We start from the raw sequence: 11,981 nt of genomic DNA, 5'->3' as shown, positions 1-11,981 counted from the left end.
TGGATGGTTTTGTGCTAATTTAACAAATTAGGTTTAATAAAAGAACTCATTGCCATCTATAATGATTTCATCAATATTTAGTTTTGATAATTCTGATTTTATTGAAATATAATCTTGGAAAATCAATTCCTTATTGAAATTTAGGCAGACAACTAATAAGTTTTTTGATTCTTTTTTAATTTTAATTAAATAGTTATTCAAATCTGAATAACGAATTATTTTGTTTTTGAGATTTTTATCCTTACCAATTCTAATAAAATTCACTTTTTTATTTGAGTTTATCCGAAGATGCAAGAAAGTTTTATTCAAATATAATTGAGAAGTTTTTAAGTAGAAATGTGTTGATTCTTCTTCAATGTAATTGACATCAGTAAACTCCAAAAATCCCAAATTTTTAATACTAGTATCATTAGAGGTAAAGTAATTTTTGGCATTTTCGTTTTTATGCATCGATGCTTTACGGCGTTTGTTTTGTAAATATTGTAAGTGTGGGATAGCTTGTTTAAGAGTCAGTCGTTTATCTACGTTTACCAACCAGTTCGTTGTACTAATTAAGTTTTTTCTATTAAATAATGTTGAGTCAGGTTGGGTTTGGTCATAAAAAACATACGCAGGAGACACATCTAAAACTTCTTTGATATCTGCATTTTCGATTTCGGGTAATTGAATTACTCTTTCATTTTTGCAACTAAATAGAAGAGCAACTATTAATAATGATAAGTAGCGCATTTAGTTAGATTTTAGCTGATTAAAAAGCGTGACACATTCCATAGCTTCTTTAACATCATGCACACGCAAAATAGAAGCTCCATTTTCTAGAGCAATCATGTTGAGTGCAGTTGTGCCATTGAGTGCTTCTTTGACAGATGTATCTAATGCTTTGTAAACCATGGACTTTCTTGATATGCCTGCTAAAATAGGTTTGTTGGTCATTTTTAATAATTCCAATTGGTTTAGAAGTGTATAGTTCTGCTCTAAAGTTTTTGCAAAACCAAAACCCGGGTCAATAATAATGTCGTTTATTTTGGCTTTATGGGCTTCTGCTATGCGTTCGCCAAAATAACTGATGATATCCTTTATTAAATCATTATAATCAGTTTGTTGTTGCATGGTTTTTGGATTACCACGCATATGCATCATAATGTATGGCACATTGAGTTTTCCAATAGTTTCAATCATTTTGTTATCTATCTTTCCTGCAGAAATATCATTGATTAAAGCAGCACCAGCTTCAATAGTTTGCTTAGCAACTTCGCTTCTAAAGGTGTCAATAGACATTAGAACCTTTGGAAATTCTTCCAATATTAATTCAACAACTGGTACAACACGTAGTAATTCCTCATCTTTAGATACAAAATCTGCACCTGGACGCGAGCTATAACCACCAACATCAATAAAAGTAGCACCTTCGCTTAGCATGGTTTCAACTTGCTTCAAGATATCGGTTTTATCTTTGTAAGTGCCGCCATCGTAAAACGAATCTGGTGTTACATTTAAAACACCCATAACTTTGGGTTGCGAAAGATCTATGAGTTGTCCTTTGCAGTTGATTGTCATAAATAACTGATTTTCAATTGTTAAAAACCAAATTCCAAAAACTTTGAACTTCTGATTTATTTATGCGAAATTTACGCAAAAATAATAGGATACTAAATGTCTAATACGTCTCTACAATACGATGCTGTAATTGCCAAATGCCGAAGCTTATTTATAAACAAAATGAGTGATTATGGTAGTGCATGGCGAATTTTAAGATTACCATCTCTAACTGATCAAATCTTTATAAAGGCTCAGCGAATACGTAGTTTGCAACAAAATGATGTAAGAAAAGTTGATGAAGGTGAAGTGAGTGAGTTTATTGGCATTATTAATTACTGTGTTATGGCGCTTGTACAACTCGAAAAAGGTGTTGTAGAGCAACCAGACATGGATACTGATGAGGCTACAAAATTATATGACCAAAATGTAGCTGAAACAAAACAATTAATGCTAGATAAAAACCATGATTATGGTGAAGCATGGCGAGACATGCGCGTAAGTAGCTTAACCGATTTGATTTTGCAAAAGTTATTGCGAGTGAAGCAGATTGAAGATAACGCAGGCAAAACAATAGTAAGTGAAGGTATAGATGCCAACTATCAAGACATGATTAATTATGCAATTTTTGCAATGATTCACTTAGGTGAAGGAAAATAGAAAAGTATGAAATACATAGTTCAAATTTGTAGAATTTTTGTTGGAGTTTTGTTTATCATTTCTGGATTTATAAAACTGAATGACCCACTTGGGTTCTCATATAAGCTTCAAGAGTATTTTAGTACAGATGTACTTAATATACCATTTTTAGAGCCTTATGCATTGGCTATTTCAGTTTTTGTGGTGGTTTTAGAAGTTGTACTTGGTGTCTTTTTGCTAATTGGTTATAAACGTAAGTTTACCATCTGGATGCTTTTGGGTATGATAGTGTTCTTCACATTCTTAACCTTTTATTCGGCTTATTTTGATAAAGTAAAAGACTGTGGTTGCTTTGGTGATGCTTTAAAATTAACACCTTGGGAGAGCTTCACAAAAGATGTAGTGTTGTTAGTATTGATTCTTATTTTGTTTTACGGACAGAAGTATATCAAACCTATTTTTAAGACGTTACCTAATACTATTGTTGCGTTATTGAGTTTTATTGTGTCGCTTTGGTTTGCATATCATGTATTGATGCATTTACCATCAATTGATTTTAGAGCTTATAAAATTGGAAACAATTTATCTGATGAAATGGCAATTCCGGAAAATGCTGCCCGTCCTGTGATAGAGTATACCTGGACTTATAAGATTAATGGCGAAGAAAAAACATATGTAGATAACGGAAGTGGACCAGCTAAATACGATGAGGTTATAAATGTAGAAACTAAAGAAATTGACCCTGGTTTTATTCCATCAATTCAAGATTTCACCATTGAGTCTAATGACGAAGACTTAACGACTTATTTCTTGGAGAAAGATAATCTAGTTGTAGTGGCTATGTATAATATTTATAATTCTGAAAAAGAAGGTTTAGAAAAACTAAAATCATTTACTGATGATGCAATTAAAAAAGGTTACACAGTTATTGGACTTTCAGCCTCGGGAGATGAAGCAAAACAGCAATTAAAAACAGATTACAACTTAAATTTTGATACTTACTTGTGTGATGAAAAAGTAGTAAAAACTATTGTACGTTCTAATCCAGGAATTTTCATTCTTAACAAAGGCACAGTAATTAATAAAGCCCATTGGAGCGATATTGAGGATATAGAGCTGGAAATATTAGAGAATGCAAATTTGAGCATGGATTTTGAGCTTAAAAAAGAACTTGATAAAATATATGCTTTGGACCAAGGTATAAGAGAAATTTATTTCGCTAAATCCAAAGAAGAAAAGGATGCAATTGCTCAGAGGATAGGTATACCTGTAAAGGAAAACACTTTAGATTATATGAATTTATGGGGTGAGATAGACTCCGTTAATATGGTTAAGGTAGAAAAAATTGTAAAGGATTACGGTTATCCAGGCAAATCTTTGGTAGGAGAGCCTACCAATAAAGCTGCTTGGTATGTTATTCAGCATTCACAGAAAATTGAACAATATCTTCCTCTAATGAAAGAAGCATCAAATAAAGGAGAATTACCTAAACATTTAGTAGCAATGATGGAAGATCGTCATTTAATGTATAATGGTAAGCCTCAGATATACGGTACGCAAGGAAGAACTATAGGTATGAAAACTGATAATCCTATTCAAATAATATGGCCAATTGCTGATGTAGAAAATGTAAATAGTTTATGAGCAGAGGCAGGATTTTTAGATACAGTAGAGGAAAATGCAAAGCGCATATTTGGTGATGATTTTGTTTTCAAAAATTATACAATAGAAGAAGTAAATAAGCTAGATAAAACAAACTGATTTATAAAAATTTAAGTACCTGATAAGTTACCTGCTAAATAAAATACTTTATGCCATTCTTACTCTAGTAGGAGTAGTCACAGTTATATTCTTATTATTTGCGGTATTGCCTGGAGACCCAGCAAAAATGATGTTGGGTCAAAACCAAACTGCTGAGCAAGTTGAAGCCGTAAAAAAGAAGTATGGTTTTGATAAGCCTATAGGGACTCAGTATTTATACTACCTTAATGATTTATCACCTTTGTCTTTTCATTCAACCGATAATGAAGATTATACTTATTTAGAAGCTAATAAATATTCAGCAGTAAAGCTTTTTACAATTAGTAATACAACTACTGTAATTAAATTGCCTTTTCTAAGAGCATCTTTTGCTAAACAAGGTAAAAAAGTGAGTCAGGTTATTGGAGAGACTTTGCCTAATACTTTTGTTTTAGCAGTATCTGCAATAATTATTGCTATGATTTTGGGTTTAATATTTGGTGTTATTTCTGCTCTTAAAAAAGATACTTGGATAGATAGAAGTATTCAGGTGTTTAGTACGTTGGGTATGAGTGTGCCTTCGTTTTTTAGTGCTATTTTATTTGCATGGTTATTTGGTTTTGTATTACATAAATACACTAACTTAGAAATGACAGGTAGTCTTTACGAGCTTGATGATTTTGGAGAAAAGGTAAACATCAAGTGGAAAAACTTAGTCTTACCAGCTATTGTTTTAGGAATTAGGCCATTGGCAGTAATTATTCAATTGATGCGTAGCTCACTTTTAGAAGTTATGAGTCAAGATTATATTCGTACTGCAAGAGCAAAAGGCTTAAGTGAGTTTCAGATTATAAAAAATCACGCGATTAAGAATGCATTAAATCCAGTAGTTACAGCAATTTCAGGTTGGTTTGCTTCTATGTTGGCAGGTGCAGTTTTTGTGGAGTATATTTTTGGATGGAACGGTCTTGGGAAAGAAATTGTTAATGCATTAAACACACTAGATTTACCTGTGATTATGGGTTCTGTACTTGTAATAGCAACCTGTTTTATTATCATTAATATTTTGGTGGATATTATTTATGCTATGTTAGACCCACGTGTAAAACTGTCATAGTAATACATGAGATTTGTCAACTAAACTTCGGGTTTAAACCCTTATTTTTGTAATTCGAAAAATACGATTCAATACTTCAATATTATGAGAAAAAATATAGTTGCTGGTAACTGGAAAATGAACAATGACTTACCACAAGCGGAAGCTTTAATCACTGACTTGAAAAATCAAAATCAGATTTCAGATGCTGAGGTTATGATAGCACCGAGTTTTACTAATCTTTGGCATGCTTTTGATGCCCTACGCCAAAACACAATTGAAGTCGTTGCACAGAACATGCATTTTGCAGAAAATGGTGCGTATACAGGAGAAGTTAGTGCTAGTATGCTTAAGAGTATAGGTGTTAAAACTGTAATTTTAGGTCATAGTGAGCGTCGTGCATATTTTAACGAAACTGATGCATCCTTAGCTAAAAAGGTTGATGCTGCATTGGCAAATGGTTTACGAGTTATCTTTTGTTTTGGAGAAGAATTAGCAGATAGAAAATCTGGTAACGAAGAAAACGTAGTTGGTGGTCAAATACAAAATGCTTTATTTCATTTAGATGCTAATACTTTCGAAAATATTGTATTGGCTTATGAGCCAGTTTGGGCAATTGGTACTGGAGAAACTGCAAGTCCTGAACAAGCACAAGATATGCATGCTTTTATCCGTAAAACATTAGCAGATAAGTATGGTGCTGATGTCGCTGATGAAGTTTCTATTCTATACGGTGGAAGTGTAAAACCAAATAATGCTAAAGAGATTTTTTCAAAACCAGATGTCGATGGTGGTTTAATTGGCGGTGCTTCACTTAAGGCAGAGGATTTCTTTGCTATTGTCAATGCCTTTTAATAAAATTTATGTCTAATACCATATATATCGGTTACGAGTTTAAAGTTTTCCCATTACAACCAGCTGTAGAAATTTTGATTGCAGAATTAGGTTATGCAGGTTTTGAGAGTTTTGTTGAAAACCAAGATGGTGTAACAGCATATATTCAAAAAGACGAATGGTATCAGGATATTTTAAAAGATATACAGATTTTAAATTCTGAAGAGTTTGAAATTACTTACAAATTCAATGAAATTGAGCAAACCAATTGGAATGCCGAGTGGGAGAAGAATTTTAAACCCATAATAGTCGACAATCAAGTTACAGTAAGAGCACCTTTTCATGATAAGCCCCAAACAAAATATGATTTAATTATAGAGCCAAAAATGAGTTTTGGGACTGGGCATCATGAAACTACTCATATGATGATTCAACATATTCTTAGAAATGATTTTACAGACAAATCAGTTCTAGATATGGGGTGCGGAACCGGTGTTTTAGCTATTCTGGCAGAAAAAGTTGGAGCAAAAAACGTTGATGCTATAGATATTGATAATTGGTGTTACATCAATAGTTTAGAAAATGTAGATCGCAATAAGTGTACAAAAACTTCAGTATATCAAGGAGATGTGGCACTTTTATATGGAAAAACTTATGATATTATTATAGCAAATATTAACCGTAATATTTTACTCTCTGATATTTCTACGTATGCAGAGTGCTTAAATGAAAATGGCTTACTCTTTTTAAGTGGTTTTTATGAAGATGATATTATCACAATTACAACAGAATGTAAAAAACATGCTTTAGGTCTTACAGACAAACTTCAGAGGAATAATTGGGTCGCCTTGATGTTTAATAATTAACACTTTTTAACAATTTTGTTTGTTATCGATAAACTACCTAAAATTTTAACTAAAAAGTTAAGAATTTGTTAAAAATATGTGGTTTTTCCGTAATCTTTTTTCGTTTTCAGAGCGTACATTAGTGTAAATAATATTATTTAATTGTAGGAATTTTATTTCGGGTCATTATAGTGGTCCTATAGGCTTTCTATGTCTTGTTTTACGTAAACGATTTAAACCAAAACATTAACAAAACTCAAATTAAAAATGAAAAATTTAATTAAAAATTGGATAGTTCTAATGTCCGTATTTGCTTTAATTTTTACTGCTTGTGAAAAAGATAATACTACTGAAGATGATATATTAAATCTAGACGAAGATATTTTTCTTAACACAACTAATCTAGAGAATAGAACTGTAGTAACAGATACAGATTTACTTAATTCTATTAGAACTTTAGATATTGATGTTGGAACAGTTTCTGTCGGAGATTTTCACCTGCCTGATGGTACAATAGAAGAAAGATATTACATAGGTAATGATATAACCTTTACTCCAGAAGAATTAGACGAATGGATTAATCCAGACGGAGATGGTCAACGTCAATATCGTACGTTTAATTTAGTAACTGGAGCTAATAGGACTATAGACATTTTAGGTTACACAGGAGGTAGTCAAGCATTATCTTCGAAAGCTCAAACAGCTTTGCAGTGGGCTGTGAATAACTATAATAACCTAAACACTACATTACAGTTTAACTTAACTTTTGGTACTAATTTCCAAGCTGCAGACATGGTAGTTTACGATAATACTGTTAATACTCCTAATAGCCAAGGTGGTGTTGCAGGTTTTCCAAATTCTGCCGGAGAACCTAATAAGTTTGTACAGATATATAATATCGAACAGTTTTCTACAAACGTTAATGAGCACGTGATTACTCACGAAATTGGACATTCCGTAGGATTCAGACATTCAGATTGGTTTGACAGGTTAAGTTGCCCTCCTTCTTCTCAAGGTAACGAAGGAGCTGGTTCTGATGGCGCTGTTCATATTCCAGGTACTCCAACAGGAAGAGATTTAACATCGGTTATGCAAGCTTGTTTTTCTACGAGTGAAGATGGGGAATTTAACACAAATGATGTAGTTGCCTTGGAGTTTATGTATCCAGAAACTCCAACTGGTCCTTGCGATGGAGTTTCAGAATGGCAAAGTGGCGTAAGCTATAATATTGGAGACCAAGTTACTTATTTCGGAAATCTCTATGAAAGAGTTTCAGGAGGTTGGACATTATTAGGTCCTTGTAACTAAAATCAAGTATTTTATTTTAATGGGTTGCTTTCTTTTGAGAGAGTAACCCATTTTATGTTTATTATATTAATGGGTATCTGTATTTAGATTAAACTTTAACATATTTAGGATGCTAGAATGAAGTGATTCATCGTTTTAGTAACGAATATTTTTTAAATTAGCTTAATAGTTCATAGCAATGGAATCTCAGGAGAAAATAAAAGAAAAGTTATTAATTGAAGAAGAAGTTGTCAAACAGAATGAAATTGTTTTGTTTAATGATGATGTTAATACCTTTGACCATGTCATTGACACATTGATTTATGCTTGTGACCATACGCCAGAACAGGCAGAGCAGTGCTCTATTATTGTGCACTACAAAGGAAAGTGTACTGTAAAGACTGGTCCTTATGATGATTTAGAGCCGCGATGTTCCAAGCTATTACAAGCTGGACTCAGTGCCGAAATAGTATAAATAAAAAGCCCGCAATCGTGGGCTTTTTATTTATAGTGTAGATGGACAAACAAAACTTGTCGTCGGCAAATCAGTTTTTTTAATGGCTCCAAAACCACCAGCAATATCAACTAAATTACTAAATCCTCTAGCTTTAAGTATTGAAGCTGCAATTACAGAGCGGTAACCCCCAGCACAATGAATATGATATTTTTTGTTTTTATCAACTTGACCCATATTTTCATTGATAAAGTCTAAAGCAAAGTGTTGTGCGTTTTCTAAATGAGATGAATTATATTCACCGTCTTTACGTACATCTAGTATATTAATAGCATCATTTTTTACGCGTTCTGCAAATATTTCTGCTGAGATAGATTCAAGAGTTTCTATATCTCTTCCAGAAGTTTTCCAGCTTTCTATTCCACCTTCTAGATAACCTAACGTGTTATCATAGCCCACACGAGAAAGACGTGTTACAGCTTCAGATTCTTTGCCTTCAGGAACAACTAAAACTATGGGTTGCTTTATGTCTGTGATTAAAGCACCGACCCATGGTGCAAATTGTCCGTTTAATCCAATAAATATTGAGTTTGGAATGTGCCCTTTTATATAATCTGCTTGAGGCCTAACATCTAAAACTAGAGCAGACTCATGATTTGCCAATGCTTCAAATTTGTCGGCGCTTAAAGGGACTTCACCTTGTTTTAAAACGTCTTCAAAATCAGCATAGCCAGATTTGTTCATCATAGCATTCTTAGCAAAATATTGAGGTGGTGGAGCAATACCATCTAAAACTTCTTTTACAAATTCAGCTTTTGTCATGTCTGCACGAAGCGCATAATTGGTCTGCTTTTGCTCACCTAATATACCAACAGTTTCTTTACTTAGATTTTTTCCACATGCAGATCCTGCGCCATGAGCTGGGTATACTATAACGTTATCTGCCAGAGGCATTATTTTATTACGAAGCGAGTCAAATAACATACCTGCCAAATCTTCACTAGTTAAATCTGATTTTATGGCTAAGTCTGGTCTGCCAACATCTCCTAAAAATAAGGTGTCACCAGAGAAAATAGCATGGTCTTTACCGTTTTTATCAATTAATAAATAAGTTGAAGATTCTAATGTGTGTCCGGGAGTATGCAGCACTTTTATGGTCAGTTTTCCGATTTTAAACTCTTCGTTATCAGTTGCAGAATGTATATCATAATCAGTATCTGCTCCAGGTCCATATACTATCGTAGCACCTGTTTTTTTTGCTAAATCTACATGGCCAGAAACGAAATCAGCATGAAAATGTGTCTCAAAAATGTATTTGATTTTTGCATTATTCGCTTCAGCTTTATCAATGTACTGTTGTGTTTCTCTTAAAGGATCTATAATTGCAACCTCACCTTCAGATTCTATGTAGTAGGCACCTTGAGCTAGGCAACCTGTATATAATTGTTCTATTTTCATTCTCTTTATTTTTGAGATACAAATTTACAAAACTTGTAGTTTCAAAATGTGATATTTATCACATAGCTTATAGAAGCTCTTTCCAGATAATATAAGACCCCATTATTAAGGTGAAATATCCAAATGCTTTCTTTAGTTTTTTTCCATCTATAAACCTTGAAAAATATATTCCTATAAGGATTCCTATTATTGAAAGTGAGGTGAATTTTAGGAGAAACATCCAATCAATATCAATATGTTCGATATCGCCTAAAAAACCTATCAAAGATTTTATAGCAATAATAAAAAGCGATGTGCCTATAGCTGTTTTCATAGGCAATCTTACAAAGAAAACTAAAACAGGAATATTTAGAAAACCACCACCAGCTCCTACAAAACCGCTAATAATTCCTGTGACTAAACCAAAGATTATAACTAAATAGTTATTGTAGTTCGAGTCTGGTTCATCATCATCTATACTATTCGCCTTTTTGGTTATCATAGAAATACTAGCAAGCAGAATAACGACAGCAAAAACAAGCATTATAAAAATACCGCTAGTTACTTTAAAATCAGAAATGCTAAACATAACATCTGGTAGAACAGGTACCAAATAACGTCTAGTTAAGTATACGCCAATAATAGAAGGAATTGCAAAAATTATTGCCGCTTTATAATCTACTAGACCTCGCCTTAGACTTTGTACTGCACCAATAGTAGATGTGGCTCCAACAACAAATAAGGAATACGCTGTAGCTACAATAGGGTTGAACCCTAAAAGGTATACCAAAATAGGAACGGTTAGTATAGAGCCTCCTCCACCAATTAGTCCCATGATAATTCCGGCAATAACTGATGCGACATATCCTAATATTTGATTGACTTCCATTAATGAGGTAGTTTATCTTTTAATATGCCATACATATATGTTCCAAAAATTGCAGCGATTAATACAATAATAATAGAGAATGCACCAGTCCCAAATAAAATATACATTGGGCCAGGGCATGCGCCACAAAGCGCCCAACCTAACCCAAAAATACTACCACCAATAATATATCTTTTGAATCCTGAATCCTTTTTTGGAACGGTTAAAAGATTGCCTTTTATGGTTTTTAGTTTTATTTTTTTTGAAATTAATAATAATAAAATACCGGTAGTTACTGCAGAGCCAATAATGCCATACATATGAAAAGACTGAAACTTAAACATCTCAAAAATGCGATACCATGAAACGGCTTCAGATTTAACCAAAACAATTCCAAAGAATAGACCTACTAAAAAGAACTTTATATACTTACTCATAGTTAAAATAAGATTGGATAAATAAGGTGAATCATAATTAAACCGCCAATAAAAAAGCCAACAACAGCCACTAATGATGGCAATTGTAAACTGCTTAAACCTGTGATAGCATGTCCAGAAGTACAACCGCCTGCATAACGAGTACCAAATCCGACTAAAAAACCACCTATAGTAAGTATTAGTAATCCTTTAATGCTCAATACATTTTCCCAACTAAATAATTCTGGAGGTAATAAAGATTTGCCTGTATCGTTAAAACCTAAAGCATTTAAATCTAAAACCGTTTGTTGACTTAAATCAATATCTATTGGGTTTGAAAGAAAGTTATGAGCAATAAAACCACCAACTATTGCACCAAGTACAACAACAAGATTCCAACGTTGTGCTTTCCAATCGAATTTAAAAAAATCTACTTTTTTGCCAGCACCGCCAATAGCGCAAAGTGTACGTAAATTAGAAGACATGCCAAACGTTCTTCCAAAGTATAAAAGTATAAACATTACTATGGCAATGCATGGTCCGGAAATGTACCATGGCCAAGGCTCTAAAATATATTCCATAAATTAAATTTTAAACAAAAATATAATTCTATAATCATCTATCTATAACTAATGACAATAAAAGGCTAAAACTTATATTTTAAGAAAAAATAGTTTGGATGTTTTTTAAATAATGTATTATATTTGCACCCACTTAAAAAAGGCCTCGTGGCGCAACTGAATAGCGCACTTGATTACGGCTCAAGAGGTTACAGGTTTGAATCCTGTCGAGGTCACGAATAAATCAAAAGCAAGCTAAAAGTTTTAGC

13 protein-coding genes and 1 tRNA gene are annotated in these 11,981 nt (G+C 33.0%); 8 read left to right on the top strand and 6 right to left on the bottom strand.

Annotated elements, in window-relative coordinates; all coding sequences use genetic code 11:
- Nucleotides 1-33: 33 nt before the first annotated feature.
- Both Q0770_RS06010 and folP read right to left on the bottom strand, forming a co-directional pair.
- Nucleotides 34-729 carry a hypothetical protein gene (locus tag Q0770_RS06010; protein ID WP_299115069.1) on the bottom strand — a complete coding sequence of 232 codons (696 nt, stop codon included), beginning with the start codon at nt 727-729 and terminating at the stop codon, nt 34-36.
- Nucleotides 730-1,557 carry a dihydropteroate synthase gene (gene folP / locus Q0770_RS06005; protein WP_299115068.1) on the bottom strand — a complete coding sequence of 276 codons (828 nt, stop codon included), beginning with the start codon at nt 1,555-1,557 and terminating at the stop codon, nt 730-732.
- A gap of 96 nt (nt 1,558-1,653) precedes the next feature.
- Between folP and Q0770_RS06000 the strand changes: the two genes are divergently transcribed.
- The 7 genes from Q0770_RS06000 (at nt 1,654) to Q0770_RS05970 (ending at nt 8,452) form a co-directional block, all read left to right on the top strand.
- Nucleotides 1,654-2,196, top strand: a complete 543-nt coding sequence (locus Q0770_RS06000) for a DUF1599 domain-containing protein (RefSeq protein ID WP_299115066.1) — start codon at nt 1,654-1,656, stop codon at nt 2,194-2,196.
- A 6-nt stretch (nt 2,197-2,202) separates the two neighbouring features.
- Nucleotides 2,203-3,819, top strand: coding sequence for a BT_3928 family protein (locus tag Q0770_RS05995; RefSeq protein WP_299115064.1), 1,617 nt, complete (start codon nt 2,203-2,205; stop codon nt 3,817-3,819).
- Between the two features lie 136 nt (nt 3,820-3,955).
- Nucleotides 3,956-5,032 carry an ABC transporter permease gene (locus Q0770_RS05990; protein ID WP_299115353.1) on the top strand — a complete coding sequence of 359 codons (1,077 nt, stop codon included), beginning with the start codon at nt 3,956-3,958 and terminating at the stop codon, nt 5,030-5,032.
- A gap of 84 nt (nt 5,033-5,116) precedes the next feature.
- Entirely contained in the window at nt 5,117-5,866 is a 750-nt protein-coding gene (tpiA, locus tag Q0770_RS05985; RefSeq protein ID WP_299115062.1) for a triose-phosphate isomerase, read from the top strand.
- An 8-nt stretch (nt 5,867-5,874) separates the two neighbouring features.
- Nucleotides 5,875-6,711 (top strand): 50S ribosomal protein L11 methyltransferase, encoded by an 837-nt coding sequence (gene prmA, locus Q0770_RS05980; RefSeq protein WP_299115060.1) that lies wholly within the window; start codon nt 5,875-5,877, stop codon nt 6,709-6,711.
- 246 nt (nt 6,712-6,957) lie between these two features.
- Nucleotides 6,958-7,998 carry a M57 family metalloprotease gene (locus tag Q0770_RS05975; RefSeq protein WP_299115058.1) on the top strand — a complete coding sequence of 347 codons (1,041 nt, stop codon included), beginning with the start codon at nt 6,958-6,960 and terminating at the stop codon, nt 7,996-7,998.
- Nucleotides 7,999-8,176: 178 nt separating this feature from the next.
- Nucleotides 8,177-8,452, top strand: coding sequence for an ATP-dependent Clp protease adaptor ClpS (locus Q0770_RS05970; RefSeq protein ID WP_299115056.1), 276 nt, complete (start codon nt 8,177-8,179; stop codon nt 8,450-8,452).
- A 30-nt stretch (nt 8,453-8,482) separates the two neighbouring features.
- Here Q0770_RS05970 and Q0770_RS05965 read toward each other — a convergent pair whose 3' ends face one another.
- The 4 genes from Q0770_RS05965 to Q0770_RS05950 all read right to left on the bottom strand — a co-directional run bounded on the left by Q0770_RS05965 (nt 8,483) and on the right by Q0770_RS05950 (nt 11,733).
- On the bottom strand, nt 8,483-9,889 hold the full coding sequence (locus Q0770_RS05965; RefSeq protein WP_299115054.1) for a rhodanese-like domain-containing protein: 1,407 nt from the start codon (nt 9,887-9,889) through the stop codon (nt 8,483-8,485).
- A gap of 67 nt (nt 9,890-9,956) precedes the next feature.
- Nucleotides 9,957-10,757, bottom strand: a complete 801-nt coding sequence (locus tag Q0770_RS05960; protein ID WP_299115052.1) for a sulfite exporter TauE/SafE family protein — start codon at nt 10,755-10,757, stop codon at nt 9,957-9,959.
- On the bottom strand, nt 10,757-11,173 hold the full coding sequence (locus Q0770_RS05955) for a DUF6691 family protein (protein ID WP_299115050.1): 417 nt from the start codon (nt 11,171-11,173) through the stop codon (nt 10,757-10,759). Before Q0770_RS05955 ends, Q0770_RS05960 begins: the two co-directional genes overlap by 1 nt.
- Before the next feature lie 2 nt (nt 11,174-11,175).
- Complete coding sequence (locus Q0770_RS05950; RefSeq protein ID WP_299115048.1) at nt 11,176-11,733, bottom strand: YeeE/YedE family protein; 558 nt, start codon at nt 11,731-11,733, stop codon at nt 11,176-11,178.
- 141 nt (nt 11,734-11,874) lie between these two features.
- Between Q0770_RS05950 and Q0770_RS05945 the strand changes: the two genes are divergently transcribed.
- Nucleotides 11,875-11,948: transfer RNA gene (locus Q0770_RS05945), tRNA-Arg, on the top strand.
- Nucleotides 11,949-11,981: the final 33 nt, after the last annotated feature.

Origin of the sequence: uncultured Winogradskyella sp. (genome assembly GCF_947501905.1) — a bacterium.
Classification (GTDB): domain Bacteria; phylum Bacteroidota; class Bacteroidia; order Flavobacteriales; family Flavobacteriaceae; genus Winogradskyella.
The sequence above is the reverse complement of the archived record's forward strand: the minus strand, read 5'-3'. Positions and strand labels throughout refer to the sequence as shown.

Bases quoted from the DNA above. Each gene is read 5' to 3' on its own strand.
- Q0770_RS05970 (WP_299115056.1), top strand. From the start codon at position 8,177: ATGGAATCTCAGGAGAAAATAAAAGAAAAGTTATTAATTGAAGAAGAA.
- folP (WP_299115068.1), bottom strand. From the start codon at position 1,557: ATGACAATCAACTGCAAAGGACAACTCATAGATCTTTCGCAACCCAAA.
- Q0770_RS05955 (WP_299115050.1), bottom strand. From the start codon at position 11,173: ATGAGTAAGTATATAAAGTTCTTTTTAGTAGGTCTATTCTTTGGAATT.
- Q0770_RS05975 (WP_299115058.1), top strand. From the start codon at position 6,958: ATGAAAAATTTAATTAAAAATTGGATAGTTCTAATGTCCGTATTTGCT.
- Q0770_RS05965 (WP_299115054.1), bottom strand. From the start codon at position 9,889: ATGAAAATAGAACAATTATATACAGGTTGCCTAGCTCAAGGTGCCTAC.
- prmA (WP_299115060.1), top strand. From the start codon at position 5,875: ATGTCTAATACCATATATATCGGTTACGAGTTTAAAGTTTTCCCATTA.
- Q0770_RS05995 (WP_299115064.1), top strand. From the start codon at position 2,203: ATGAAATACATAGTTCAAATTTGTAGAATTTTTGTTGGAGTTTTGTTT.
- Q0770_RS05950 (WP_299115048.1), bottom strand. From the start codon at position 11,733: ATGGAATATATTTTAGAGCCTTGGCCATGGTACATTTCCGGACCATGC.
- Q0770_RS05960 (WP_299115052.1), bottom strand. From the start codon at position 10,757: ATGGAAGTCAATCAAATATTAGGATATGTCGCATCAGTTATTGCCGGA.
- Q0770_RS06000 (WP_299115066.1), top strand. From the start codon at position 1,654: ATGTCTAATACGTCTCTACAATACGATGCTGTAATTGCCAAATGCCGA.
- Q0770_RS06010 (WP_299115069.1), bottom strand. From the start codon at position 729: ATGCGCTACTTATCATTATTAATAGTTGCTCTTCTATTTAGTTGCAAA.
- tpiA (WP_299115062.1), top strand. From the start codon at position 5,117: ATGAGAAAAAATATAGTTGCTGGTAACTGGAAAATGAACAATGACTTA.